Genomic DNA, 26,487 nt, shown 5'->3' on the forward strand with positions numbered 1-26,487 from the left:
GAAAGGATTGGCTCCGGCCGCAGCCGGCGCTCAGGCCTCGATGCCGCAGCCGTGCAGCACGAAGGCCACCAGTTCGCGCCCGATGGGCTCGCGGTCGAAGGGCGCGTCGGGCGGCAGGCCGAGCATCACGCGCGTCTGGATCGCGTAGTCGGCGTAGCTCTGCGTCATGGCCCAGATGTGCATCAGCAGGATGCGGGCGTCGAGCGGGCGCATCTGCCCGCGCGCGATCCAGCCGTTGATGACGTCGATCTTCTTCTGCGTCCAGGCCCGTGCGTTGGGCCAGTAGCGGTCGAGGTTGCGCCCGCCATCGAGAATTTCGCGCGTGAAGATGCGCGACATCTCGGGGCTGTCGATGGCGTGGTCGAGCTTCTTGCGGATGTAGTCGCCCAGCACCGTGGCCGGATCGCTCGCGTCCTCGAAGGAGAACACCACCTTCCATGCGTGCAGCACCTGCATCAGCAGCTCTTCGTAGAGCTCCTCCTTGCCGGCGATGTAGTAGTGAAGCTGGGGCTTGGTGAGGCCGGCGCGCGCCGCGATGGCCTGCGTCGAGGTGCCCTTGAGGCCGTGCAGGCTGAACTCTGTGACGGCCGCGGTGCGGATCGCCGCCATGATGCGTTCGCGCCCGGGCCTGGCGCGCGACAGGGGCCCGTCGGGCGCGGGCATTTCCTGGGCGGTCGAGGTGGGGAGGGCGGCGGTTTCGGCGTTCATGGTGGCGGGTGTGCGGCGGTACGCGCGGTCGGTGACGATGGTAATACCACCGGTGCTCCTGGCATGACCGCATGCCATGCCGGCATCGCGCGGCCGGGGCATGCAGGCATGGTTCCTGTATCTTCCTCGCCGCCCAAGAAAAGATTCACATCAACACAGGAGTTTTCCATGTACCTTTCTCCCCGTTTCCGTGCCTTCGCGGCCGGCGCCGCGCTGCTGGCCGCCAGCGCGCTCGCGCAGGCGCAGCAGGCGCTGCCCAATGTGGTGATCCTCGCCACCGGCGGCACCATCGCCGGGGCCGGCGCCTCGGCCGTCAACAGCGCCACCTACGCGGCCGCCAAGGTCGGCGTCGAGAAGCTGATCGCCGGTCTGCCGGAGCTCTCCAAGGTGGCCAACGTGCGCGGCGAACAGGTGTTCCAGGTCGCATCGGAAAGCCTCACCAACGACAACCTGCTGACGCTGGCCAGGCGCGTGTCGGCGCTGGCGAAGCAGTCGGACGTGGACGGCATCGTCATCACCCACGGCACCGACACGCTGGAAGAAACCGCCTACTTCCTCACGCTGACCGTGCACACCAGCAAGCCGATCGTGGTGGTCGGCTCCATGCGCCCGGGCACCGCGCTGTCGGCCGACGGCGCGCTCAACCTGTACAACGCCGTGAACGTGGCGGGCAGCAAGGACGCGATGGGCAAGGGCGTGCTGGTGACGATGAACGACAACATCGACAGCGGCCGCGACGTGAGCAAGAACGTCAACATCAAGACCAATGCGTTCTCCAGCCAGTGGGGCCCGCTGGGCATGATCGTCGAGGGCCGCAACTACTGGTTCCGCGCGCCGGTGAAGCGCCACACCATGAACTCGGAGTTCGACATCGACAGCATCACCACGCTGCCGCCGGTCGAGATCGCGATGGGCTACGAGGGCGTGAGCTCGGTGGCCATCGACGCCATMGCCAGGAGCGGCGCCAAGGCGCTGATCCACGGCGGCACCGGCAACGGCTCGGTGGCCGACCGCATCGTTCCGAACCTGCAGAAGGCCCGCGCCGACGGCGTGATCGTGATCCGCAGCGCCCGCGTGCCCGACGGCTTCGTCATTCGCAACGCCGAGCAGCCCGACGACAAGTACGACTGGGTGGTGGCGCACGACCTGCGCCCGCAGAAGGCGCGCATCCTGGCCATGGTTGCCCTGACCAAGACCAACAACACCAAGGAACTGCAGCGCATCTTCTGGGAGTACTGATCTCCCCAGGCCTGCTCGCCTCGCGGTGTCCGTTCCTCGCGAACGCCTGCCAGGCGATGCTCAGGCCAGCGCGCGCTGCAGCCGTCGGTGGCGCGCGTACTCCAGGCCGCCCACGCACACGAGCAGCCAGGCCAGGCCGGTGAGCAGGCCGGCCACCACGTCGCTCGCGAAGTGCACCTGCAGGAAGATGCGGCTGCACGCGATGGTGACGATGGCGCCCGCGGCCGCCATCGCACCCGGCACATGCCAGCGCACCGGCAGCGTGCGCAGAAGCAAATACAACAGCATCCCGTAGCTCACGATCGCGCCCGCGCTGTGGCCGCTCGGAAAGCTGTAGCTCGTCTCCAGCGCCAGTCCGTGGTCGTGGATCGGGCGGGCCCGCGCGAAGATCTGCTTGAGCGCGGGGTTCAGCAACACGATGCCGACCAGCGCGAGCACCCAGCCCAGCGCCAGTCCGCGATGCCGGTGCCGCCACAGCACGGCGGCCACCAGCACGCACACCGGCCCGAGGAAGGCCGCGTCGCCCAGGTGCGTGACCCAGCTGAACGCCACCAGCGCGGCCCGCGGCAGGTTCGCGGCGATGGCGTCGGTCAGCGCGTGGTCAGCCTGGCCGAGCACGTGGCCGTCGGAGATGTTCGAAGCGATCCACGCGAACAGGCTCGACGCCAGCAGGATCAGGACGAAGCCCGACGCGAAGGCGAGCGCGATGCGCGGCTCGCTGGGCTCTTCGAGGTCCTGCCGCCTGAAGTGGCGCCTCTGCAGAAGATGGCAGGCTGCGCCGGCACCAAGCACTGAGACCGCGAGCAGCGTCAGGAACCAGGGCAACGCATGCGCGCCGAGCTGTCCGGCGAAGACGACAAGAGGGGAAGTGGAGAGAACGGAGGGGACGGAGGAAAGGGAGGCTTCGAGCGGCATGCGGCAGCACCCTAAGGCCGCGCTGTCTCGTTGGCAAGGGAAAGGCCGAATACTTCGGCGCAGCCGAAGGCCTTGTCGGCCGCCACGTAGTCCCAGCGTTCCACGCGGCACGCGCGGCGGCCTTCGGCGATGTCCGCGCGCACCACGTTCACCGAGTTGGGGTGCCCCGCGCGCACCCGCCGCGACACGGCCGTGCCCGCCTGCACCGCCCATGTCGTGCGCGCGCAGCCCGCGAAGGCGTCGTGCAGCGGCCGCACGAAGGGCAGGTGGATGTGGCCGCCCAGGATCATGTCGGCCCCCGCCGCGCACCAGCGCGCCACGGCTTCCTCGCGCCCGTGCAGGCGGTTGCCCAGGTCCCGCGTGCGCGTGACCATCACCGGCTGGTGCGTCACCACCACCCGCAGCTGCGCTGGCGAGGCCGCCTCGAGCCGCCGTGCCACGCGCTCGACCTGCGCGGACGAGACCGCGCCGTCTTCATGCCGGTACCAGCGCGTGGTGTTGACCGCGACCACCAGCCATCGGGGCGAGTCGAACACGGGTTCGAGATCGTCGCCGAAGGCCCGGCGGTAGCGCGCGTACGGCGCGAACACGCGCGCCGCCAGCTGGAACAGCGGAATGTCGTGATTGCCCGGAATGGCCAGCACCGGTGTGCCGAGCCGGTCGGCGAAGGCGCGCGCCGCCGCGAACTGCGCCACGGTGGCGCGCTGGGTGATGTCGCCCGAGAGCACCACCAGCTCGGGCGCCAGCGCATGCGCCAGCCGCTCGAGCGCCTGCAGCACCTCGGGCTGCTCGGTGCCGAAGTGGGGGTCGGATATCTGCAGCAGGCCGCTCATTCGCGCGCTGCCTCGAGTTCGGGCGCCGTCTCCTGCGGCCGCACCAGCCACAGCCGCTCGGGCGCCACGCGCAGCAGCAGCGGCATGTCGACCCAGCCGATCTCGCCGTCGGTCGCCACCTTCACGCGGCGCGGACCGAGCGGGCCCAATGCCCGGCTCGCCTTGACGGTCAGCGACTCGAACGGGAAGGTCAGCACCTCGTCGGCATCGCCCAGCCGCCCGAGCGCGCCGCGCACCAGCAGCCCCGGCATCGACAGCGGCCCCACCGGCTTGAGCACGATGGCCGCCAGCTGGCCCTGCTCGGGCGCGTCGGCCTCGGGAATGCCGACCTGGTGCAGCTGCAACGGGTTGTTGCCGACGAACAGCGTCGGCGTGCGGATGTCGCGCTCCTTGCCGCGCCAGGCCATGCGCAGGTTCCAGTGCCGGTGGCCGCGCAGCACCGTCAGCAGCCCGGCGCCGAAGGCGATCCAGCGGCTTCGGCCGAAGCGCGACTTGTAGGTCTCGCGCTCTTCCAGCAAGTCGGCGTACAGGCCCATGCTGGCATTGACCAGGAACACCCGGTCGTTCACCAGCCCCACCTGCACCGGCCGCGGCTGTTCCGTCAGCAGGACCCGAAGCGCCTGCGCGGTGTCGCGCGGAATGCCGTGGGTGCGGCTGAAGTAGTTGAAGGTGCCCTGCGGCAGCACGCCGAAGGCGCAGCCGCTGCCCAGCGTGGCCTGCGCCACCGCGTTGATGGTGCCGTCGCCGCCAGCGGCCACCACCACGCCGGCGGCGGCGCGCGCCCGCTCGACCGCCTCGCGCGCCAGCGCCTGCAGCCGGCCGGGCTCGTCGACCACGAAGATGCGCAGCCGCCGGCCGGCCGCGGCGCAGCCCTCCTCGATGACCCGGCGGGCCTCGGCCGCGTCTTCGCTGCCGGAGCCGGCGTTGAGCACGATGAAAAGGGGGGCGTCGAGGGCTGTTTCGGGCGTCTCGGGCGTGTGGGGCTCGGGCATGTCCAGGAATCTCGGAAAAGCGGGTCGAAGCAAGAAGGGGAGGAGGTGCGGGCGCGGGCGGCGGGACCTTCGCGCGTGACGGGCCGGGGTGTTGTCGCACGCGCGGCCCGAAGCCGCCAGAGGGCGACTTCCCGTCCCGCTGTGGGAGAGCAGCCCTCCGAACGTAAAATCGCCCGCTTTCGCGGCGTGTCGCCGCGCTACCGTCCAATGTCCGGCTACGTGCCGGCCAGCTTCATGTTGACCTTCCAGCAAATCATTCTCAAATTGCAGTCGTATTGGGCCGACAAGGGCTGCGCGCTGCTGCAGCCGTACGACATGGAGGTGGGCGCGGGCACCTCGCACACCGCCACCTTCCTGCGCGCGCTCGGCCCCGAGCCCTGGAAAGCAGCCTACGTGCAGCCCAGCCGCCGCCCCAAGGACGGCCGCTATGGCGAGAACCCCAACCGCCTGCAGCACTACTACCAATACCAGGTGGTGCTGAAGCCGGCGCCCTCGAACATCCTGGAGCTCTATCTCGGCAGCCTCGAAGCCCTGGGCTTCGACCTGAAGAAGAACGACATCCGCTTCGTGGAAGACGACTGGGAGAATCCCACCCTCGGCGCGTGGGGCCTGGGCTGGGAGGTCTGGCTCAACGGCATGGAAGTGACGCAGTTCACCTATTTCCAGCAGGTCGGCGGCATCGACTGCAAGCCCATCACCGGCGAGATCACCTACGGCCTGGAGCGCCTGGCCATGTACCTGCAGGGCGTGGACAACGTCTATAACCTCACCTGGACCGACGGTCTGAGCTACGGCGACGTCTACAAGCAGAACGAGGTCGAGCAGTCGACCTACAACTTCGAGCACAGCGACGCCGAGTTCCTGTTCACCGCCTTCAACGCGCACGAGAAGCAGGCCAGGCACCTCATGGAAGCCCAGCTCGCGCTGCCGGCCTACGAGCAGGTGCTGAAGGCCGCGCACAGCTTCAACCTGCTGGACGCGCGCGGCGCGATCAGCGTGACCGAGCGCGCGGCCTATATCGGCCGCATCCGCAACCTCGCGCGCAGCGTGGCGCAGAGCTACTACGACAGCCGCGAGCGCCTGGGCTTCCCGATGGCGCCGCGCGAATGGGTCGCGCAGATCCCCCCGAAGAAGGCTGCCTGAGCGATGACGACCCCCATGAACAAGAACTCCCTCCTGGTCGAACTGTTTGTCGAAGAGCTGCCGCCGAAGGCGCTGAAGAAGCTCGGCGACGCCTTTGCGGGCGTGCTGCGCGACCAGCTCGTGGCCCAGGGCCTGGCCGAGGCCGGCTCCGTGCTGACCTCCTACGCCTCGCCGCGCCGCCTCGCGGCGCACATCACGCATGTGGCCGACCGTGCCGCCGACAAGGCCGTGTCGCAGAAGCTCATGCCCGTGGCCGTGGGCCTCGACGCCTCGGGCCAGCCCACGCCCGCGCTGCTCAAGCGCCTGGGCGCGCTCGGTGCCGACGCCTCGGCCGTGCCCGGCCTCAAGCGCGCCATGGACGGCAAGGCCGAAGCCCTGTTCTACGAAAGCACCGCCAAGGGCGCCACGCTGGCCGAAGGCCTGCAGAAGGCGCTGGCAGAAGCCATCGCCAAGCTGCCGATCCCGAAGGTCATGAGCTACCAGCTCGAAAGCGGCTGCGAACTGCCGGGCTGGACCAGCGTGAGCTTCGTGCGCCCCGCGCACGGCCTCGTGGCGCTGCACGGCGATGCCGTGGTGCCCATCGAGGCGCTGGGCCTGAAGGCCGGCCGCGAAACGCACGGCCACCGCTTCGAAGCGGCGGTCGATCCGGTCGTGCTGCGCGACGCCAACAGCTACGCCCTGCAGCTGCAGGAAGACGGCGCCGTCATCGCCAGTTTCGAGGCTCGCCGCGCCGAAATCGCGCGCCAGCTGGCCGCGGCGGCGGTGAAGGCCGGCGGCGGCTCGGTGCCCATCGACGACGACGCGCTGCTCGACGAGGTGACCGCGCTGGTCGAGCGCCCGAACGTGCTGGTCTGCAGCTTCGAGCGCGAGTTCCTCGAAGTGCCGCAGGAATGCCTCATCCTCACGATGAAGGCCAACCAGAAGTACTTTCCGCTGCTTGACGCCTCGGGCAGGCTCACCAACAGGTTCCTCGTCGTCAGCAACATCAGCCCCGAGGACGCGAGCGCGGTCGTCGAAGGCAACGAGCGCGTGGTGCGCCCGCGCCTGGCCGATGCCAAGTTCTTCTTCGACCAGGACCGCAAGAAGTCGCTGGCCTCGCGCGTCGAGTCGCTGGGCAAGGTGGTCTATCACAACAAGCTGGGCACGCAGGGCGAGCGCGTGGAGCGCGTGATGCGCATCGCACGCGGCATCGCCGAGCAGATCGGCGACACGGCGCTCGCCGCGCATGCCACGCAGGCAGCCCAACTCGCCAAGGCCGACCTCGTGACCGACATGGTCGGCGAGTTCCCCGAGCTGCAGGGCATCATGGGCCGCTACTACGCGCTGCACGACGGCCTCGATGCATCGGTGGCCGACGCCATCGAAGACCACTACAAGCCGCGCTTCGCCGGCGACGGACTGCCGCGCAACACCGTGGGCCTCGTGGTGGCGCTGGCCGACAAGCTGGAGACGCTGGTCGGCATGTTCGGCATCGGCAACCTGCCCACCGGCGACCGCGACCCCTTCGCGCTGCGCCGCCATGCGCTGGGCGTGATCCGCATGCTCATCGAGAAAGACCTGCCGCTGGGGCTCGACGCGCTGCTGCAGGCAACGGCCGCGCAGTTCGCCGGCATCGCCGGCTTCGAGAGCGGCCGGGCCACGGGCGAGCTGCAGGACTTCATCCTCGACCGCCTTGCCGGCAGCCTGCGCGAGCAGGGCGCCAGCGCGCAGGAAGTCGAGGCCGTGCTCGCACCGCGCCCGCAGCGCCTGGGCGAGGTGCCCAAGCTTCTGGCCGCAGTGCGTGCCTTTGCCGCCCTGCCCGCCGCCGCCGCGCTGGCGGCGGCGAACAAGCGCATCGGCAACATCCTCAAGAAGGCCCCCGAGGCCGACGCGCACGTCAGCGAGCTGCTGCTGCAGGAGCCGGCCGAGAAGGCGCTGCATGCGGCCATGGCGCTGGTCGTGCCCGCCGCGAATGCGCAGTTCGAAGCCGGCGACTACACCGCCTCGCTGCAGACGCTGGCCGCGCTGCGCGAGCCGGTCGACGCCTTCTTCGACGGCGTGATGGTCAACGCCGAACAGGCCGACCTGCGCCTGAACCGGCTGGGCCTGCTGATGTCGCTGCACGCCGCGATGAACCGGGTGGCGCAGCTCGAGCGGCTGGCGGTCTGAACATTCCTACGGCAACACCACCATGGGCGGCACCGCCATGAAACTCGTCATCCTCGACCGCAACGGCACGATCAACGTGCACCGCGAAGACTTCGTGAAGAGCGACATCGAGTGGACGCCGCTGCCCGGTGCGCTGGAGGCAGTCGCGCGGCTCAATCATGCGGGCTGGCACGTGGTGATCGCGTCGAACCAGTCGGGCCTGGGCCGCGGCCTGTTCGACATGGCTTCGCTGAACGCCATGCACGCCAAGATGCACAAGATGCTCGCGGCCGTGGGCGGCAAGGTCGACGCGGTTTTCTACTGCCCGCACAGCCCCGACGAGGACTGCGACTGCCGCAAGCCCAAGCCGGGCCTGTTCCTGCAGATCGGCGACCGCTACGGCATCGACCTCAAGGGCGTGCCGACCTGCGGCGACAGCCTGCGCGACCTGCAGGCCGGCGCGGCCGCCGGCTGCGAGCCGCACCTGCTGCTTACGGGCATGGGCGCGGCCTGCCGCGGCGTCGATCCGCTTCCTTCCGAATACCCGGCGAACACGTTGGTCCACGACGATCTCGCCGCCTTTGTCGACTTTCTGCTCGCGCGCGAAGCGCGGGATGCACTGCAGGTGGCTGTCTGATGGCGTTTTTCCGTTCCGTTCTCCACGCACTGTGGATGCTCGTCACCGTGGTGCCCTGGGGCATCATCATGTGCGTCAGCTCGCTGTGGAAGCGCGGCATTCCGCTCTACTGGATGGCTGCGCGCTGGCTCGGCTGGGCCATTGGCGGCGCGCGTGTGCTGCTGGGCATCAAGACCCGGGTGAGCGGCATGGAGAACCTGCCGACCGACAAACTGGCCGGCGCGGTTCTGCTGGTGAAGCACCAGTCGACGCTCGAGACCTTCCTGATGCCCACGCTGATGCCGCATCCGCTGGCCTACGTGTTCAAGAAGGAACTGCTCTACATCCCCTTCTTCGGCTGGGCGATGGCGCGGCTGGACATGATCCACATCGACCGCAGCCAGCGCGCGCAGGCCTTCAACAAGGTGGTGAACCAGGGTCGCAAGCTGCTCGCGCAGGGCATCTGGATCATCATGTTCCCCGAGGGCACGCGCATTCCGCGCGGGCAGAAGGGCACCTACAAGAGCGGCGGCACGCGGCTGGCCTGTGAAACAGGCGTGCCGGTGATCCCGATCGCCGTGACCTCGGCCAAGGTGTGGCCGCGCAAGGCCTTCATCAAGCGCCCCGGTGTGGTCGACGTGTCCATCGGCCCGGCCATCCCCAGCGTGGGCCGCAAGCCCGACGAGCTGATGCGCGAAGTCGAGGAATGGATCGAGGCCGAGATGCGCCGCCTCGACCCCGAGGCCTACGTCAACAGTCCGTCGCAGCCCGCCCGGCAGGAAGCGGTGAGCTGAAGGCGAGCCGGTAGAACAGAAACCAGAAAGCCCGCCATGGGGGGACTGCTCCGGTTCACGATGGACCTGTTCGAGGGGCTGGGGAGCGAGTTCGCGCCTCCGGCGCCCGCGCCGGCACGTCCGCGCCGTCCGAAGAAGCCCAAGCCGGCGATGCCGCCCGCCGTGCAGCCGGATGCGGCGGCTCTTCCCGCGGAGCCTGTCGATCCGCATGCGCCGCCCGCGGTGCCCCTGGCCGACGCGCTGACGCTCGCGAACTTCGCCCACCCCCAGGCCACGCGTGAAGTGGTGCTGGGTTCGGCGCGCGTGGCCTACGAGTTCAAGCGCGGCAAGCGCAAGACCATCGGCTTCCTGGTGGGCGCCGAGGGGCTGTCGGTGCGCGCGCCGCGGTGGGTGGCGCTGCGCGATGTCGATGCGGCCATCCACGAGAAGTCGGACTGGATCCTGCGCAAGCTCACGGAGACGCGCCAGCGCCTCGCGCGCGTGGAAGCCACGCGCATCGAGTGGAAGGACGGCGCGGGCTTTCCGTTCCTGGGCGAACCGGTCGTGATGCGGCTCGATCCGAAGCATGGCTTCTCGAGCGTGGGCGGCACGCTGGATGCGGCCACGGAAGACGGCGTGCCGCGCGTGCTGCGGCTGGCCGTTTCGCAGAACGCCGAGCCCTCGCAGATCCGCGACGCGGCGCAGGCCTGGCTCATGCGCCAGGCGCGCAAGCTCTTCATCGAGCGGCTGGACCACTTCGCGCCGCTGCTCGGCGTGCGGTGGCAGAAGCTGTCGCTGTCCAACGCGGCCACGCGCTGGGGCAGCGCGAGCGCGGACGGGTCGATCAGGCTCAACTGGCGGCTGATCCATTTCCGGCTGCCGGTGATCGACTATGTCGTCGCGCACGAACTGGCCCATCTGAGGGTGATGGACCACTCGCACCGTTTCTGGGAAACGGTGGAGAGCGTGCTGCCCGACTACGACGTGCTGCGGCAGCAGCTCAAGGACGAGGCGGTTCCGCGCTGGAACTGAGGCCGGGGTTCCCCGGCCTCAAGACCGGATCGAGCCGGGGCCTCAGGACACGGCCTTGATGGGGACGTACATCTCGCCCCCGCCCGCCATGAACTCCTTCGACTTCTCCTCCATGCCTTCGCTCATGGCCTGATCCTCGGCCACGCCCTTCTTCGCTGCGTACTCGCGCACTTCCTGCGTGATCTTCATCGAGCAGAACTTGGGGCCGCACATCGAGCAGAAGTGCGCCACCTTGCTCGAATCCTTGGGCAGCGTCTCGTCGTGGAATTCGCGCGCGGTGTCGGGGTCGAGGCCCAGGTTGAACTGGTCCTGCCAGCGGAACTCGAAGCGGGCCTTGCTCAGCGCATCGTCGCGCGAGCGGGCGCCCGGGTGGCCCTTGGCCACGTCCGCCGCGTGCGCGGCGATCTTGTAGGCAATGATCCCCTGCTTCACGTCGTCCCGGTCGGGCAGGCCCAGGTGCTCCTTCGGCGTCACGTAGCAGAGCATGGCGGTGCCGGCCCAGCCGATCATGGCCGCGCCGATCGCGCTGGCGATGTGGTCGTAGCCCGGCGCGATGTCGATGGTCAGCGGCCCCAGCGTGTAGAACGGCGCCTCGTGGCAGTGCTTGAGCTGCTCGTCCATGTTCGACTGGATCATGTGCATCGGCACATGGCCCGGGCCTTCGATCATGGTCTGCACGTCGTGCTTCCAGGCGATCTGCGTGAGCTCGCCCAGCGTGCGCAGCTCGGCGAACTGGGCCTCGTCGTTGGCGTCGGCGCCCGAGCCGGGGCGCAGGCCGTCGCCGAGCGAGAAGCTCACGTCGTAGGCCTTCATGATGTCGCAGATGTCCTCGAAGTGCGTGTAGAGGAAGCTCTCCTTGTGATGCGCGATGCACCACTTGGCCATGATCGAGCCGCCGCGCGACACGATGCCGGTCATGCGGTCGGCCGTCAGGTGGATGAACGGCAGGCGCAGCCCGGCGTGGATGGTGAAGTAGTCGACGCCCTGTTCCGCCTGCTCGATGAGCGTGTCGCGGTAGATCTCCCAGGTGAGGTCCTCGGCCACGCCGCCCACCTTTTCGAGCGCCTGGTAGATGGGCACGGTGCCGATCGGCACGGGGCTGTTGCGCACGATCCAGTCGCGCGTGGTGTGGATGTTCTTGCCGGTGGAAAGGTCCATCACGTTGTCCGCGCCCCAGCGGATGGCCCACACCAGCTTCTCCACCTCTTCCTCGATGCTCGAGGTGACGGCCGAGTTGCCGATGTTGGCGTTGATCTTCACCTTGAAGTTGCGGCCGATGGCCATCGGCTCGACTTCGGGGTGGTTGATGTTCGCGGGAATGATCGCGCGGCCGCGCGCCACCTCGTCGCGCACGAACTCGGGCGTGATGATGCGCGGAATGCTCGCGCCCATCGGGTTGCCCGCCACGCGCCTGGCCCGCTCCTCGTTGGCGAGGTACTCGGCCATCCATTCGCGCTTGCCGTTCTCGCGCAGGGCCACGTATTCCATCTCGGGCGTGACGATGCCGCGGCGTGCGTAGTGCATCTGCGTCACGTTGCTGCCCGACTTCGCGCGGCGCGGCGTGCGCTGCAGCGCCGAGGCGCCGGCGCGCAGTTCGGCCAGGCGCTGGGCGTCGCGGTCCTCGTTCTTGGCGCCGTCGTCCAGCGCGTGGTGCACGCGGCCTTCGTAGCTTTCGGTGTCGCTGCGTTCGGCGATCCACGCGCCGCGCACGTCGGGCAGGCCGCGGCGCACGTCGATCTCGACCTTCGGGTCGGTGTATGGGCCCGAGGTGTCGTAGAGCGACACGGTCTCGCCGTTGGTCAACTGCACGTCGCGCACGGGCACGAACAGGTCGGGCCGGCTGCCTGGAATGACGCACTTGTGCGACGCGGGAAAGGGCTCGCGCGTCAGCGAAAGCAGCGAGGTGAACTTGTCGGGGGCATTCATCGGAGGCACTCCTTGTTGAGGAAAGGGTGCTCCGCAATCGCTCGGTGGTCTTCGGCAAATGCCCGTCACGGGAAGGTGGACGGACCGAAGTCAGGGAGTGCAGCTCTTCTTACGCCGGTATGACCCGGATCAAGTTCGCGGGTCGGCAGCTTTGCCATCTCAGCACGCCACATGCGTGCACCCCGGAGCGGGGCCGATTGTGCGAGCCTCGGACCGTCGAGTCAACCCGCGGGTTGTTACCGCAGGTCGCCGTCGAGGTAGTACCAGCGGCCGTCCTCGCGCACGAAGCGGCTGCGCTCGTGCAGGCGGGTGGCGACGCCCGAGGGGCCGCGCTGGCGCGCGACGAACTCGACCTCGGCGTGGTCGGCGTCGAGCACCGAGCGCGCGCGGACGTCCAGCCCGAGCCATTTGACGCCCGGTTCGAAATCGATGGAGGCGGGGCGTTTCGACGGATGCCAGGTGGCGAGCAGGTAGTCGCCGCGCTCCAGCACGAAGGCCGAGTAGCGCGAGCGCATCAGCGATTCGGCGTCGGGCGCGGGCGTGCGGTCGAAATCGTCGAGGTAGCGGCCGCAGCACTGGGCGTGGGGGACGGGCTTGTCGCGGCGGTCGGTCCGGCCGCAGGGGCAGGGGCCGGAGAAGGACCCGAGGAGGGACCCGGGGAATGGGGCGGAGGCACTCATGAAGACCCACATTGGAACACCTCGCGGCCTTTGTGCCGAGAGGGCAAGCCCGCGGATGCGGCCATGAAGGCCGATTCGCGGCGATGGCCCGCTGCACGCGGTGCGCGTCGGCGGGCTTGCGGATCAGCGCATGGTCTCGGAGACGACGGCGGCAGGCCCTACCGGAACATCACCCACTCCGGCCGCATATTGAAGCGCACCGGCAGGATGCTCACGCCCAGCCCGCTGGTGACGTACATGCGCCTGTCCTTGTGTGTGATCCAGCCGTAGGCCCACTCGCGCGGGGCGGCGCCCGGCACGATCAGTGCGCCATAGCCCGGCACGCTCACCTGCCCGCCGTGCGTGTGCGAGGCCACCACCAGCCCGCGCGTGCGCGGCATGGTCGCGAAGCTGAAGGGGTCGTGCATCATGACCAGCGTCGCCGCGCCGGGCGGCGCGCCGGCCAGCGCGCGCATCGGCTCCGAATGGCCGGTGGAATGGTCGCCGATGCCGACCACCCAGATGTCGTGGCCGGGCAGGCGCGCCGAGGCGTTCTCCAGTACGCGGATGCCCTGTGCGGTGAGTGCCTTTGCCGTGCGCTCACCGTCATGCCACCAGTCGTGGTTGCCGAGCACCGCATACACGCCCTGCGGCGCCTTCAGCTTGCCGAGCACGGCGGCCATGTCTTCGATGGGCAGCGGCTCGTCGTCTTCACCCGTACCCGCGAGGAAGTCGCCGGCCAGCAGCACCACGTCGGGCTGTGCGGTGTTGATCTCCTCGACGATGCGCGCGGCACGCTCCACGCCGGTGATGCGCCATGCAGAGCGGGATGTGAGATGCCAGTCGCCTGCCACCGCGACCTTCAGGCCGGCGGGCGCCTGCCATTGCGCCGAGCTCAGGGGCTCGACGCGCGCGGCCACCCAGCGTGGCTCGATGACGAAGCTCCAGACGGCCAATGCCGCGAGCACGACGGCCGCGGCGTACAGCCAGACCGGGCGTCGCCCTCGGCGCTCGCTCACGTCACGCCAGCGCGCGTTGGATCAGCAGCTTCTGGATGTCCGAAGTGCCTTCGTAGATCTGGCACACGCGCACGTCGCGGTAGATGCGCTCCAGCGGAAAGTCGTTCACGTAGCCGTAGCCGCCCAGCGTCTGGATGGCGGCGCTGCACACGCGCTCGGCCATCTCGCTCGCGAAAAGCTTGGCCATGGCGGCTTCCTTCAGGCAGGGCAGGCCGGCGTCGCGCAGGCTGGCCGCATGCCAGATCAGCTGGCGCGCGGCTTCGATCTGCGTCGCGCATTCGGCAAGGCGGAAGCCAACGGCCTGCTGGTCGAAGATCGAGCCGCCGAAGGCCTGGCGCTCCTTGGCGTAGGCCAGTGCGGCGTCGAAGGCGCTGCGCGCCATGCCCACGCTCTGAGCGGCGATGCCGATGCGCCCGCCTTCCAGCGCGCCGAGCGCGATCTTGTAGCCCTCGCCCTCCGCGCCGATGAGGTTCTCGCGCGGAATGCGGCAGCCGTCGAAGTTGATCTGCGCTGTGTCGCTGCTGTGCTGGCCCAGCTTGTCCTCCAGCCGCGCCACGTTGTAGCCGGGTGCGTTCGTCGGCACGATGAACGCGCTCATGCCGCGCTTGCCCGCGCCCTTGTCGGTCACCGCGATGACGATGGCGACCTGCCCGTTCTTGCCGCTGGTGATGAACTGCTTCACGCCGTCGATCACGTAGCCGTCGCCGTCCTTGCGCGCGGTGGTGCGCAGGCTCGACGCATCGCTGCCGGCCTGCGGCTCGGTGAGGCAGAAGGCGCCGAGCATCTGCCCCTGCGCCAGCGGTTCGAGCCACTGCTTCTTCTGCTGCGCGTTGCCGTAGCGCATGAGGATGGCGTTGACGGGGCAGTTGGTCACGCTGATGGCGGTGCTGGTGCCGCCGTCGCCGGCGGCGATTTCTTCCAGCACCAGCGCGAGCGTGAGGTAGTCGAGGCCGGCGCCGCCATGCTCCTCGGGCACGCAGATGCCGTAGGCGCCCAGCGCCGCGAGGCCCTGGTGAGCCTCCTTCGGAAAGCTGTGTTCGCGGTCCCACTTCGCGGCGTTGGGCCAGAGTTCGGCTTGCGAGAAATCGCGCACCGCGTCGCGGATGGCTTCCTGGTCGGCGCTGAGCAGCATGGCGTCGTCTCCTGTCTTTCTTGTCTTGTTCGCGCTTCTTCTTACTTGCCGGCGCCCAGGTCCATGATGAGTCGGGCAGCCATGTACAGGCGGCGCGGGATGGCGCTGATGTCCACGTACTCGGCCTTGTCGCTGTGGTAGCCGAAGCCCGGCAGGCCCAGGCTTTCGATCACGGGCTTGCCCGAGAGCGCGGCGTAGGCCGCGTCGGTGCCGCCGCCGGTGCGTTCTTCCACGCCCAGGGTGCCGCCGGCTTCCCTGTAGTAGGCCACGGCCTTGTCGACCAGCTTCCTGCCGCCTTCGCCGGCGTCGAAGGCCGGGCGGCCGCGCGTGACGATCACCTTGACGTCGGCCTCGGGCAGCTTCTTCTGCTGCGCGCGTTCTTCCAGCGTCTTCATGGCGGCGTCGAAGTCTTCGTTGCGCGCATAGCGCACGTCGGCGTTCAGCGTGGCGCTGGCGGGAATGATGTTGGAGACGTTGCCGGCCTTGGCGATGGTCCAGTTGAAGCGCAGGTTCTTCGACTTGTCGTCGATGTTCATCGTGCGCAGCACGAGGTCGGAGGCCTCGACCAGCGCGTTCACGCCCAGCTCGGGCGCCGCGCCCGCATGCGATGCCTTGCCGGTGATGTTGACCTGCACGTAGGCGATGCCCGAGGTGCCCAGCGACAGCTTCTCGTCGCCGGCGCTGGTGGGCTCGAAGGAGAGCACGTAGTCGGCGAGCTTGGCTTCTTCCTGGATCAGGTCGCGCGAGCCGAAGGAGCCTTTTTCCTCGTCGGTGTTGAAGAGCACGGTGATGGTGCCGTAGTCGCGCACGCCGTATTCCTTCAGCAGCTTGAGCGTGTGCAGGATGACCGCATTGCCGCCCTTGTCGTCGGCGATGCCGGGGCCGTAGGCCTTGTCGCCCTCGACGCGGAAGGGCGCCTTCGCGAGGATGCCCTTCAGGTAGACGGTGTCCATGTGCGACATCAGCAGCAGGTTCTTGCCGCCGCGACCCTTGATCTTGCCCACGATGTTGTCGCCCACCACGAAGCCGGCCGACTTGCTGCGCGTGACGGTGAAGCCCAGGTTCTTGAGCTCACCCTCGAGGTAGTTGCCGGCGGCGGCGATGCCTTCGGCGTCACCGGTGCCGGTCTCGATGTTGACCAGCTTCTCCAGCGTCTTGATCACCGCGGGCTGCTCGTCGGTGGCGGCCTGGAACAGCACGTTGTCGCGCTTCTGGGCCCAGCTGGCGGCGGGTGCCAGGAAAGCGGCGGCCAGCAAGGCGGCAATGGCGGTACGGTGGATGGATGGGCGCATGAAATCTCCTGCTCTACGCATTTGTCTGTATGTCTGTCTGTATGAAAAAAGCCGGGAGCGCCCTGATCGGACGCTGCCGGCCCTGCTCTTATAGCAATTCGAGCGCCACGGCCGTGCCTTCGCCGCCGCCGATGCACAGCGTCGCCACGCCGCGCGACTTGCCGCGCGCCTTCAGCGCATGGATCAGCGTGACCATGATGCGCGCGCCGCTGGCGCCGATCGGGTGGCCCAGCGCGCAGGCGCCGCCGTGCACGTTGACGATGTCGTGCGACACGTCGAGCTCGTGCATCAGCGCCATCGGCACCACGGCGAAGGCTTCGTTCACTTCCCACAGGTCGACGTCGCGCGCCTTCCAGCCGGTCTTGGCGAAGAGCTTCTGCACCGCACCGACCGGCGCGGTGGAGAACCACTCGGGCTGCTGCGCGTGCGTGGCATGGCCGACGATGCGGGCGATGGGCTTCGCGCCGATCTTCCTCGCGTGCGACTCGGTCATCATCACCAGCGCGGCCGCGCCGTCGTTGATCGACGAGCTCGATGCGGCGGTGATGGTGCCGTTCTCCTTCTTGAACGCGGGCTTGAGCGTGGGGATCTTGTCGAGCTTGACCTTGCCCGGGCCTTCATCGATGGAGATCACCGTGTCGCCGCCGCGGCCCTTCACGGTGACGGGCGCGATCTCGTCCTTGAAGAGGCCGGTGTCGGTGGCCTTCTTGGCGCGCTCGACGCTGGCGATGGCGAAGGCGTCCTGCTGCTCGCGCGTGAACTTGTATTTGGCGGCGCAGTCCTCGCCGAAGGTGCCCATGGAGCGGCCCGGCTGGTAGGCGTCCTCGAGGCCGTCGAGCATCATGTGGTCGAAGATGCGGTCGTGGCCCATGCGGTAGCCGCCGCGGCCCTTGAGCATGAGGTAGGGCGCGTTGGTCATGCTTTCCATGCCGCCGGCCACCATCACATCGTGCGTGCCTGCCAGCAGCAGGTCGTGCGCGAGCATCGCCGCCTTCATGGCCGAGCCGCACATCTTGCTGAGCGTGACCGCGCCCGCGCTGTCGGGCAGGCCGCCCTTGTAGGCCGCCTGGCGCGCCGGGGCCTGGCCCTGGCCGGCCATCAGGCAGTTGCCGAACAGCACTTCGCCCACGCTGTCGGGCGCGATGCCCGCGCGCTCGACGGCGGCCTTGATGGCGGCGCCGCCCAGGTCGTGCGCGGAGAGCGACGAGAAGTCGCCCTGGAAGCTGCCCATGGGAGTGCGGGCAAGGCCGACGATGACGATGGATTCGGACATGTGGAGGTCTCCTTCAGGAATGATGTGAAAGTGGAAATCGAAAATGGCCGTTCGGGTCAGAAGTGCGTCATATGCCCTTCGTGCCTGAAGCGCTGCGACTCTTCGTACGGGAACACGTCGAGCATCTGCCCGGCCTGGATGCGTTGCTTGTGGTGCTGCCAGAAGGCGGCGTCGAGCAGGTCGGCGTGGTGGGCCATGAAGGCCTCGCGCACGTCCTTGTTGCCCAGCAGGAAGGGCTCGAAGGTTTCGGGGAACACGTCCTTCGGCCCAACCGAATACCAGACCTCGCCGCTCATTTCGTCCTCCTCGTTGCGCGGCGCGGGCACCTTGCGGAACTGGCAATCGGTGACGTACTCGATTTCGTCGTAGTCGTAGAACACGACCTTGCCGCCGCGCGTGAGGCCGAAGTTCTTCCACAGCATGTCGCCGGGGAAGATGTTGGCGGCCACCATGTCCTTGATGGCGTTGCCGTATTCGACGACCGCATGTTCGAGCTGGTCCTTCGCGCGCTTCGCATGCGCCGGGCTCTCGGGGTTTGCCAGCGTGTCGAAGGCTTCCTGCAGGTAGATGTTCAGCGGGATCATGCGCCGCTCGATGTAGACGTGCTTCACCACGACCTCCATCTCCCCGTTGCCGTCGCGGTCGCCGATCTCCAGCTGGCTGGGCGCGAACTTGCGGATCTCCTCGATCAGTTCGGGCTCGAAGCGGTCCAGCGGAAAGCCCACGTCGCTGTACTCCAGCGTGTCGGCCATGCGGCCCACCCGGTCGTGCTGCTTCACGAGCATGTACTTGCCCTTGATCTGTTCGCGCGTGGTGTCCTTCTGCGGCGGGTAGAAGTCCTTGATGACCTTGAACACGAAGGGGAACGAGGGAAGGTCGAACACCAGCATCACCATGCCCTTGATGCCGGGCGCGATGCGGAAGCGGTCGCTCGAGTAGTTCAGGTGCGAGAGGAAGTCGCGGTAGAAGAGCGTCTTGCCCTGCTTGGCCAGGCCCAGCGCGTTGTAGATCTCGGCGCGTGGCTTGCGCGGCATCAGCGAACGCAGGAACTGCACCCAGGCAGAGGGCACCTCCATGTCGACCATGAAGTAGGCGCGCGCGAAGCTGAAGAGCATCTGCAGGTCGTCTTCGCCGAAGAGCGCCGCGTCGATGTAGAACCGGCCGTGGCTGTCGTGCAGTATGGGCAGCGAGAACGGAAGCTCGGTGAAGCCGTTCATGATCTTCCCGACCACGTACGCGCCCTTGTTGCGGAAGAACAGGCCCGACAGCACCTGCAGCTGGAAGTTGGCGCGCAGCTTGACCTGGTGGAGGCGGTTCAGGATGACGTGCGCCACGCGCTCCGCGTCGCGCCGCTTGTTCGCGAAGGTGCCGAGCAGCGCGAAGTCGTCGAGCATCTGCTCGATGGTGTCGGCCAGCGTCTCGGGCGACGGGTAGTAGGGACGGTAGGTGGGCGCGCCGCGCGGCTCGATGTACTCGGTGCTGATGGCCGGGCGCACGAAGATGAAGTCGTTCTGGAAGTACGCCCTATGCAGGATCTTCGTGGTCACCGAGTTGAAGAAGGTCTCGGCAAGCTCGGGCTGGTGATGGTCCACCAGCAGGCCGATGTAGTGCAGCTTGATCTGGTGCCACACGTCCATCGGCTGGTCACCCGCCTTGAACTCCTTCTCGAGCCGGGCCACGGCCTCGCCCACGCGCAGGTCGTAGAACTCGATGCGCTCGCGCTGCGCGCGCTGCTGGCCGTGCCAGTCGGCGGTTTCGAAGCGGTGCTTGGCGCGCGCCGACTCGGCCCTGAACAACCGGTAGTGCCGGTTGAAGCCGTCCATCATCGCCTTCGCGATGTCGTAGGCCAGCGGCGAATCGAGGCGCTGCGGGAACATGACGGGCGAAGGAGAGGCTGGAAGGCGGCGGGCCGCTCGGCGTCAGGACTGGCCGGAACTCTCGGCCTTGGGCTGCGCGCTCTGCGCCCCTGCCGACCTCACCATTTCGCCGGGCTTGCTCCACTTGTGGCGGATGCGCTGCACGGTGGCCTTGTAGGCGGCGTCCATCGGCTGCGTGCCGTCCACGCTCAGGCCCAGGTCCTGCAGCAGGCCGTCGTGCACGCCGAAGGTCCAGCCGTGGATCTTGACCTTCTGGCCGCGCGCCCAGGCATCGACCATCACGGTGCTGACGGCCACGTTGACCACCTGCTCGGCCACGTTGAGTTCGCACAGTGCATCGACGCGCGCGTCTTCGTCGGGCAGGCTCTCGAGCATCACGTGGTGGCGGTCGCGCACGTCCTGGATGTGGCGGATCCAGTTGTCTGCCAGGCCGATGCGCTTGCCGCTGAGCGCGGCCTTCACGCCCGCGCAGCCGTAGTGGCCCACGACCATGATGTGCTCGACCTTCAGGTGCTCCACCGCGAACTGGATCGCCGAGAGCGCGTTGAGGTCGGAGTGCACCACGATGTTGGCGACGTTGCGGTGCACGAACACCTCGCCCGGCTCCAGGCCGGTGATCTGGTTGGCGGGCACGCGGCTGTCGGAACAGCCGATCCACATGTAGCGCGGCGTCTGCTGCTTCACCAGGCCGGTGAAGAAGCCGGGACGGTCGCGCTCCATCTGGGCGGACCAGGCGCGGTTGTGGGCGAAGAGGTCGTCGAGGTTGTCGGATTTTTCGGACATAGTCGGCTATTGTCGATGAGAGGTGTATCAGGCCTTGGCTTCGGCTGGGGTGGGGGCCTTTCCGGCCTTCTGCGTCTTGCTTTTCTGCGCCTTGGCGAGCGTTGCCCGCCCTTTTTTCTCGTGCTCCTTCACTTCCGCAAGGTTGGCCTGCAGTTCGGCGAGCTGCGCCTCGAGCTGGGCCCGGTGGGTACCCAGCACGCCGAGAAATTTTTCGAGCTGCGGGACGGTGTCGCGCGGGCTGTCGTACATGTCGAGGATGTCCTTGGCCTCCGTCAGGCTCAGGCCGAGGCGCTTGGCGCGCAGCGTGAGCGTGAGCCGGGCCCGGTCGCGTGAGCTGTAGATGCGCTGCAGCCCGGCGCGCTCGGGCGAGAGCAGGCCCATGTCCTCATAGAAGCGGATGGCCCGCGTGGTGAGGTCGAATTCCTTCGCGAGCTGGCTGATGGTGAAGGTCTGCGCGGGCATGGCGACGGTGGCGGGAAGAGGCTCTGTTCGGGGCGTTACGGGCGCGACAGCAGGTTTGCGCCGCGATCCCTACAATGGTGCCCTTGACTCATGACGTTTACGTAAACGTCAATCTTACATGAACCTCCTCGAACGCGAACTCCACTACCCCCTCGGCGACACGCTCCCCGAGCCCGGCCAGACCCTGGAGGTGGCGCCCGGTGTGCGCTGGATACGCATGCGGCTGCCCTTCGCGCTCGACCACATCAACCTCTGGCTGCTGCGCGACAGCATCGACGGCGTCGAGGGCTGGACGGTGGTCGACTGCTGCATCGCCCGCGACGAGGCACGTGCCCAATGGGAGCAGGTCTTCGAGACGCAGCTGCAGGGCATGCCGATCCTGCGCGTCATCGTCACGCACATGCACCCCGACCACATCGGCCTGGCCGACTGGCTGTGCAAGCGCTGGAACGTGCCGCTGTGGATCAGCTCCACCGACTATCACGTGGCCCGCGTGCTCAGCACCGCCGGCGACACCCTGGCGGGCGGCGAGCAGGCGGCGAGCTTTTTCGCCTCGCACGGGCTGACCGACCCCGAGGCGGTCGCCAAGATCCGCGCGCGCACCAACTACTACGCGAACATGGTGCCCTCGGTGCCCGACAGCTTCGTGCGCATGCTCGACGGCGACATCGTCACCATCGGCGGCCACGCCTGGCGCTGCATCAGCGGCTACGGCCACGCACCAGAGCACATCTCGCTGTACTGCGACGAACTCAAGCTGCTGCTGGGCGGCGACATGATGCTGCCGCGCATCTCCACCAACGTAAGCGTGCACGCGGGCGAACCCGAGGCGAACTCGCTGCGCCTCTTTCTCGACAGCATCGACAAGTTCAAGGCGCTGCCGGCCGACACGCTGGGGCTGCCCTCGCACGGCAAGCCGTTCAGGGGCATCCATCGCCGCGTCGACCAGCTGCAGGAGCACCACCGCGACCGCCTGGCCGAGCTGCTCGAAGCCTGCACGGCGCGCGCCCTTACGGCCGCCGAGGGCCTGCCGATCCTGTTCAAGCGCGAACTCGACCTGCACCAGATGACCTTCGCCATGGGCGAGACCGTGGCGCACCTGCACCTGCTGTGGTTCGCCGGCCAGGTCAAACGCGAACTGGGCAAGGACGGCATCTACCGCTTCGGACCCAAAGCCACGACGGCTTAGACTCCGCGGATGGACACGCTGGCTCAGCTGCGCGCGGGCCGGCTGGCAGGCGCAACACGTATCGACCTCTCGTGCGGACTCACCGAGTTCCCGCGCGAGCTCTTCGACCTTGCCGATTCGCTGGAAGTGCTGAACCTCTCGGGCAATGCGCTCGACACGCTGCCCGACGACCTGCACCGCCTGCACAGGCTGCGCGTGCTGTTCTGCTCCGACAACCGCTTCACCACGCTGCCGGAGTCCATCGGCCGCTGTCGGGGCCTCGACATCGTGGGCTTCAAGGCCAACCGCATCCGCACCGTGCCGGCCAATGCGCTGCCGCCTTCGCTGCGATGGCTGATCCTCACCGACAACGAAATCGAGCAGCTTCCCGATTCGCTGGGCGCATGCACGCGGATGCAGAAGCTGATGCTCGCGGGCAACCGCCTGCGCACGCTGCCTGATTCGATGGCGAGGTTCGAGCAGCTCGAACTGCTGCGTATCTCCGCCAATCGCTTCGAGACGCTGCCCGGTTGGCTGCCGACGCTGCCGCGCCTGTCGTGGCTCGCCTGCGCGGGCAATCCTTTCGACACCCAGGCCGAGGACGCGGCCATCGTGGCGCAGTCGGTGCCGCACGTCGACTGGAGCGAACTCACGCTGGGCGACAAGCTCGGCGAAGGTGCATCGGGCGTGATCCACCGGGCCATACTAGGCGCCGACTCGCAGCCGGTGGCGGTCAAGCTCTTCAAGGGCGCGGTCACCAGCGACGGCTGGCCGCACAGCGAAATGGCCGCCAGCATCGCGGCCGGCGCGCATCCCACGCTGATCGCCGCGCAGAGCCGCATCGACGGACACTCCGATGGCACCGAGGGCCTCGTGATGGCGCTGGTCGATCCCGCGTTCGCCACCCTTGCCGGGCCGCCGAGCCTTGCTTCGTGCACACGCGACGTCTACGCCGAAGAGGCGAAATGGACCGCCGACACGGCGCTGCGCATCGCTCGCGACATCGCCTCGGCCATGCAGCATCTGCACGCGCGGGGGATCCTTCACGGCGACCTCTACGCGCACAACATCCTGTGGCATGCACGGGGCGGCGGCCGGCTCGGCGACTTCGGCGCGGCATGGCTCACCGGCGCGCTCGACGCGCAACAGACGAAGGCATTCCAGGCGCTGGAAGTGCGGGCCTTCGGCTGCCTGCTTGAAGAACTGCTCGACCGCTGCACCGACACACCGCCGCCAGAGATGCCGACGCTGAGAGACCGCTGCCTGCACCCCGACGCATCGGCACGCCCCACCTTCGCCGAAGCCCTGTCGGCACTGCAGCAGCAACAAGCACCCCTGCCATGACCCGCCGCCGGCCAACGCAAATGCCGCTGCCCACGCGCGACGGCGTAGGCCCGAGCTGCACCGGCTTGCCGTACGGCCCCTGGCCGACCATCGCGCAATACCTGATCGAGCGTTTTCCCATCATCACGCCCGAAGCGTGGCTGGAGCGCATCGAGGCGGGAGACGTCGTCGACGAGCACGGCGTGCCGGTGACCGCCACGCGCCGCTACCAGTCGCCGCTGCGCGTGTACTACTACCGCACCCTCGATGGCGAGGCGAGCATTCCTTTCGAAGAGGAGGTCGTCTTCCAGGACGACCAGCTGCTGGTGGTCGACAAACCTCCCTTCGTGCCCGTGACGCCCAAGGGCAAGTACCTGAAGGAAAGCCTGCTGGTGCGCCTCAAGCGCAAGCTGAAGCTCGATGACCTCGTGCCGCTGCACCGGATCGACCGCAGCACCTCGGGGCTGGTGCTGTTCTCGGTGAAGCCCGCCACCCGGGGCGCCTATCAATCCATGTTTCCCGAGCGCCGCATCACCAAGCACTACGAGGCCGTGGTGCCGTGGCGCGAGGGCGTGTCGTCGGTGCCGGCGGTCTACCGCAGCCGGCTGGTCGACGACGACCACTTCATGCGTGTGCGCGAAGAACCCGGCGAGCCCAACTCCGAGACGCGCATCGAAGTGCTGAACGTGCACGAGGGCCGTGCGCTGTTGCGGCTGTCACCCATCACCGGGCGCAAGCACCAGCTGCGCGTGCACTGCATGGCACTGGGCATGCCGATCGTGAACGATCCGATCTATCCCGTGCTGCTGCCCGAAGGGGCCGACGACTTCGGCAAGCCCATGCAGCTGCTGGCCCGTTCGCTGGCCTTCACCGACCCCGTCACAGGCGAGCAGCGCTGCTTCACCAGTCCTCGCAGCCTGCTGCTGACACCGAGGTGACGCGCGCGCGGCGCCGCGCGCACTAAGCTCGTTTCCTGAATCCGATCGATCCATTCCCGTACGCATTCAATCATTCAGGAGACATCCGCATCATGGACACCACCCAACTCTTCTCGCTGAAAGGCCGCACCGCGCTGATCACCGGCGGCTCGCGCGGCATCGGCCGCATGATCGCCGAGGGCTTCCTGGCTCAGGGCGCGCGCGTCTACATCTCGGCGCGCAAGGCCGCGGCCTGCGACGAGACGGCGAAGGAGCTGTCGGCCTTCGGGCATTGCGTGTCGCTGCCGGCCGACGTGTCGACGCTGGAGGGGGCGCAGGCGCTGGTCGATGCCTATGCGAAGCACGAAGACTCGCTGGACATCCTGGTGAACAACGCTGGGGCTGCCTGGGGCGCGCCGTATGAAGAGTTTCCGGAAAGCGGCTGGGACAAGGTGGTGGATCTCAACCTGAAGACGCCTTTCTTCCTGACCAAGGCGTTGACGCCGATGCTCAAGAAGGCCGCCACTGACCATCTGGCGAAGGTGATCAACATTGCGTCGATCGACGGGATTTCGGTCAACCCGCAGGAGACGTACTCCTATGCGGCGAGCAAGGCGGGGCTGATTCAGCTGACTCGGCGCATGGCGCTGCGGCTGGCGCAGGATCGCATCGTGGTCAGTGCGATTGCGCCGGGGGCGTTTGCTTCGGATATGAACAAGGTGGCTCGGGATCATGGGGATGAGATCAAGGGGCGGATTCCGGCGGGGCGGATCGGGGTGCCTGAGGACATGGCTGGGGCTGCCATTTACCTTGCCTCGCGGGCTGGGGACTATGTGATGGGGTCTACGTTGGTGGTGGATGGGGGCGTTACGCACGCGCGTTGATGGGTTTTGCTGGGCCTTTGTTTCCCGGAGCCGGGACTCGCCCCGGCGGGCGACCTACTTTTCTTTGCTTCGCCAAAGAAAAGTAGGGGCGGTCTCAAATCCCAAGTGCAACGATAGGTTGGATATCGACATTCTGGTTGAAACAGTCTTCGAAGAGGACTTGTGCCGGAGTACGGAACCCCAAGGTCTTGCGTGGGCGGGTGTTCAGGCTCCAGGCGATGTGATCGAGATGGCGCTGAGAGTGAACGCTCAAGTCCGTTCCCTTGGGCAGGTACTGCCTGATCAAACCATTGGTGTTCTCGTTGATGCCGCGCTGCCAAGGGCTGTGAGGATCCGCAAAGTAGATCTTCAAACCCGTGCTTTCGGCGAGCTTCTTGTGCAAGGCCATCTCCTTGCCTTGGTCGTAGGTCAAGGTTTTTCGAAGCGCTTCGTCCAATGGCGAGAAGGCTTGCTCGTAGCCCTTGAGAGCATCCAGCGCCGTGGCGCCATCCATCTTGACCAGCATCACGAACAAGGTCTTGCGGCAGACCAAGGTGCCCACGGCCGAACGGTTGAGCTTTCCCTTGATCAAGTCGCCCTCCCAATGCCCAGGCAGCAGGCGGTCGTTGGCCTCGGGCGGACGCACGTGAATGCTCACCATGTCCTGCAGCGAACCACGCCTGTCTTCCCCCCGAGCGCGGGGCCTGCGCGCGCCGCGGCCCTGGCGCAGCAACGCCACCAGTTCTTTGCGCAATCCACCGCGCGGGGCGGCATAGATGGCCGTGTAGATCGTCTCGTGGGAAGCTTGCAATTCGCGTTGTCCAGGGTGCTCTTGCTTGAGTGTGCCGGCGATCTGCTCGGGCGACCAACATTGCTCCAGCAACGCCCGAACCTTGCGCCACAGTRCGCCCTCGAAGTGGAGCTTGCACCGACGCCGCGCCTGGCGTCGTACGCGGCGAGCGCGTGCGCCGGCCCTTGCCGCATCGTAGCCACCCGCAATGCGCGGGCGTCCCATCGTGCCGAGCTCCGCATCGGATTTGAAACCGTTGCGTCGCAACTCCCGCGTGATCGTGCTGGGAGCACGCCGCAAGGTCCGGGAGATCAATCTGGCGCTGCTGCCCTGCAGCTTCATCGCCATGATCATCCCTCGCTCTTCGGCACTCAGCTGTTCGTAACTCCTGGTCATGCAAGCTCTTCCCTTCAGGATCGAGTGTGTTGCACTTCAGAATTGAAACCGCCCCTACTTTTCTTTGGCGAAGCAAAGAAAAGTAGGTCGCCCGCCGGGGCGAGACCCGGCCCCGGAATCCAAACTCACCACAGAAGAAAGACGACTCAAACCGCCTCCTCCTCAATCTCAACCCGCCGAGCACTCCCCCCACCCAACCGATCAAACGCCAAATAAATAACAGGCGTAG

Annotated in this window: 24 protein-coding genes and 1 riboswitch; of the genes, 10 read left to right on the forward strand and 14 right to left on the reverse strand. The window is 67.7% G+C overall.

Annotated features, from left to right (window positions below; all coding sequences use genetic code 11):
• Window positions 1–30: 30 nt before the first annotated feature.
• Window positions 31–708: a TetR family transcriptional regulator C-terminal domain-containing protein gene (locus tag QMO14_RS18035; protein WP_301508813.1), complete on the reverse strand. Its 678-nt coding sequence runs from the start codon at window positions 706–708 to the stop codon at window positions 31–33.
• 168 nt (window positions 709–876) lie between these two features.
• Here QMO14_RS18035 and QMO14_RS18040 point away from each other — a divergent pair, with 168 nt between their 5' ends.
• Complete coding sequence (locus QMO14_RS18040) at window positions 877–1,947, forward strand: asparaginase (protein WP_301508788.1); 1,071 nt, start codon at window positions 877–879, stop codon at window positions 1,945–1,947.
• Window positions 1,948–2,007: 60 nt separating this feature from the next.
• Here QMO14_RS18040 and QMO14_RS18045 read toward each other — a convergent pair whose 3' ends face one another.
• Genes QMO14_RS18045 through QMO14_RS18055 form a run of 3 tightly spaced genes read right to left on the reverse strand, consistent with a single transcriptional unit; the run spans window position 2,008 to window position 4,687 of the window.
• Window positions 2,008–2,862, reverse strand: coding sequence for a phosphatase PAP2 family protein (locus tag QMO14_RS18045; RefSeq protein ID WP_301508791.1), 855 nt, complete (start codon window positions 2,860–2,862; stop codon window positions 2,008–2,010).
• 11 nt (window positions 2,863–2,873) lie between these two features.
• A complete protein-coding gene (locus QMO14_RS18050; protein ID WP_301508792.1) occupies window positions 2,874–3,695 on the reverse strand; it encodes a metallophosphoesterase in 822 nt (273 codons plus the stop codon).
• Window positions 3,692–4,687, reverse strand: coding sequence for a diacylglycerol kinase family protein (locus tag QMO14_RS18055; protein WP_301508793.1), 996 nt, complete (start codon window positions 4,685–4,687; stop codon window positions 3,692–3,694). The genes QMO14_RS18050 and QMO14_RS18055 overlap by 4 nt, the downstream gene beginning before the upstream one ends.
• A gap of 234 nt (window positions 4,688–4,921) precedes the next feature.
• Here QMO14_RS18055 and glyQ point away from each other — a divergent pair, with 234 nt between their 5' ends.
• Genes glyQ through QMO14_RS18080 form a run of 5 tightly spaced genes read left to right on the forward strand, consistent with a single transcriptional unit; the run spans window position 4,922 to window position 10,378 of the window.
• Entirely contained in the window at window positions 4,922–5,830 is a 909-nt protein-coding gene (gene glyQ / locus QMO14_RS18060) for a glycine--tRNA ligase subunit alpha (RefSeq protein ID WP_301508814.1), read from the forward strand.
• Between the two features lie 15 nt (window positions 5,831–5,845).
• Window positions 5,846–7,978, forward strand: a complete 2,133-nt coding sequence (glyS, locus tag QMO14_RS18065; RefSeq protein WP_301508815.1) for a glycine--tRNA ligase subunit beta — start codon at window positions 5,846–5,848, stop codon at window positions 7,976–7,978.
• 22 nt (window positions 7,979–8,000) lie between these two features.
• Complete coding sequence (gmhB, locus tag QMO14_RS18070; protein WP_301508794.1) at window positions 8,001–8,594, forward strand: D-glycero-beta-D-manno-heptose 1,7-bisphosphate 7-phosphatase; 594 nt, start codon at window positions 8,001–8,003, stop codon at window positions 8,592–8,594.
• On the forward strand, window positions 8,594–9,367 hold the full coding sequence (locus QMO14_RS18075) for a 1-acyl-sn-glycerol-3-phosphate acyltransferase (RefSeq protein WP_301508795.1): 774 nt from the start codon (window positions 8,594–8,596) through the stop codon (window positions 9,365–9,367). Before gmhB ends, QMO14_RS18075 begins: the two co-directional genes overlap by 1 nt.
• A 36-nt stretch (window positions 9,368–9,403) precedes the next feature.
• Window positions 9,404–10,378, forward strand: coding sequence for a M48 family metallopeptidase (locus QMO14_RS18080; RefSeq protein ID WP_301508796.1), 975 nt, complete (start codon window positions 9,404–9,406; stop codon window positions 10,376–10,378).
• A gap of 42 nt (window positions 10,379–10,420) precedes the next feature.
• On the opposite strand, the gene thiC is transcribed toward QMO14_RS18080, so the two are convergent.
• The 9 genes from thiC to QMO14_RS18125 all read right to left on the reverse strand — a co-directional run bounded on the left by thiC (window position 10,421) and on the right by QMO14_RS18125 (window position 20,801).
• Complete coding sequence (gene thiC / locus QMO14_RS18085; protein ID WP_301508798.1) at window positions 10,421–12,304, reverse strand: phosphomethylpyrimidine synthase ThiC; 1,884 nt, start codon at window positions 12,302–12,304, stop codon at window positions 10,421–10,423.
• 89 nt (window positions 12,305–12,393) lie between these two features.
• Window positions 12,394–12,499, reverse strand: a riboswitch (TPP riboswitch).
• 41 nt (window positions 12,500–12,540) lie between these two features.
• The gene (locus QMO14_RS18090) at window positions 12,541–12,984 is read right to left on the reverse strand and encodes a YchJ family protein (protein ID WP_301508799.1); all 444 of its coding nucleotides are present in this window, start codon (window positions 12,982–12,984) and stop codon (window positions 12,541–12,543) included.
• Between the two features lie 158 nt (window positions 12,985–13,142).
• Window positions 13,143–13,982, reverse strand: a complete 840-nt coding sequence (locus QMO14_RS18095; RefSeq protein WP_301508800.1) for a metallophosphoesterase — start codon at window positions 13,980–13,982, stop codon at window positions 13,143–13,145.
• 1 nt (window position 13,983) lies between these two features.
• Window positions 13,984–15,114 carry an acyl-CoA dehydrogenase family protein gene (locus tag QMO14_RS18100; protein ID WP_301508801.1) on the reverse strand — a complete coding sequence of 377 codons (1,131 nt, stop codon included), beginning with the start codon at window positions 15,112–15,114 and terminating at the stop codon, window positions 13,984–13,986.
• A 41-nt stretch (window positions 15,115–15,155) separates the two neighbouring features.
• Entirely contained in the window at window positions 15,156–16,406 is a 1,251-nt protein-coding gene (locus tag QMO14_RS18105) for a glutamate carboxypeptidase (protein ID WP_301508802.1), read from the reverse strand.
• 88 nt (window positions 16,407–16,494) lie between these two features.
• Window positions 16,495–17,679, reverse strand: coding sequence for an acetyl-CoA C-acyltransferase (locus QMO14_RS18110; RefSeq protein WP_301508803.1), 1,185 nt, complete (start codon window positions 17,677–17,679; stop codon window positions 16,495–16,497).
• Window positions 17,680–17,735: 56 nt separating this feature from the next.
• Window positions 17,736–19,556: a bifunctional isocitrate dehydrogenase kinase/phosphatase gene (gene aceK / locus QMO14_RS18115; protein WP_301508804.1), complete on the reverse strand. Its 1,821-nt coding sequence runs from the start codon at window positions 19,554–19,556 to the stop codon at window positions 17,736–17,738.
• A 42-nt stretch (window positions 19,557–19,598) separates the two neighbouring features.
• Window positions 19,599–20,339, reverse strand: a complete 741-nt coding sequence (gene can, locus QMO14_RS18120) for a carbonate dehydratase (RefSeq protein ID WP_301508805.1) — start codon at window positions 20,337–20,339, stop codon at window positions 19,599–19,601.
• A 27-nt stretch (window positions 20,340–20,366) separates the two neighbouring features.
• A complete protein-coding gene (locus QMO14_RS18125; protein ID WP_301508806.1) occupies window positions 20,367–20,801 on the reverse strand; it encodes a MerR family DNA-binding transcriptional regulator in 435 nt (144 codons plus the stop codon).
• A 118-nt stretch (window positions 20,802–20,919) separates the two neighbouring features.
• Here QMO14_RS18125 and QMO14_RS18130 point away from each other — a divergent pair, with 118 nt between their 5' ends.
• The 4 genes from QMO14_RS18130 to QMO14_RS18145 all read left to right on the forward strand — a co-directional run bounded on the left by QMO14_RS18130 (window position 20,920) and on the right by QMO14_RS18145 (window position 25,093).
• On the forward strand, window positions 20,920–21,990 hold the full coding sequence (locus QMO14_RS18130; RefSeq protein WP_301508807.1) for an MBL fold metallo-hydrolase: 1,071 nt from the start codon (window positions 20,920–20,922) through the stop codon (window positions 21,988–21,990).
• 9 nt (window positions 21,991–21,999) lie between these two features.
• On the forward strand, window positions 22,000–23,313 hold the full coding sequence (locus tag QMO14_RS18135; RefSeq protein ID WP_301508808.1) for a leucine-rich repeat-containing protein kinase family protein: 1,314 nt from the start codon (window positions 22,000–22,002) through the stop codon (window positions 23,311–23,313).
• Window positions 23,310–24,230 carry a pseudouridine synthase gene (locus tag QMO14_RS18140; RefSeq protein WP_301508809.1) on the forward strand — a complete coding sequence of 307 codons (921 nt, stop codon included), beginning with the start codon at window positions 23,310–23,312 and terminating at the stop codon, window positions 24,228–24,230. Before QMO14_RS18135 ends, QMO14_RS18140 begins: the two co-directional genes overlap by 4 nt.
• Before the next feature lie 92 nt (window positions 24,231–24,322).
• Window positions 24,323–25,093, forward strand: coding sequence for an SDR family oxidoreductase (locus QMO14_RS18145; protein WP_301508810.1), 771 nt, complete (start codon window positions 24,323–24,325; stop codon window positions 25,091–25,093).
• 94 nt (window positions 25,094–25,187) lie between these two features.
• Here the strand turns inward: QMO14_RS18145 and QMO14_RS18150 are convergent, their stop codons facing one another.
• Window positions 25,188–26,258, reverse strand: coding sequence for an IS30 family transposase (locus QMO14_RS18150; RefSeq protein WP_301508811.1), 1,071 nt, complete (start codon window positions 26,256–26,258; stop codon window positions 25,188–25,190).
• Window positions 26,259–26,487: the final 229 nt, after the last annotated feature.

Origin of the sequence: Variovorax sp. CAN15 (assembly GCF_030462475.1) — a bacterium.
Classification (GTDB): Bacteria; Pseudomonadota; Gammaproteobacteria; order Burkholderiales; family Burkholderiaceae_C; genus Variovorax.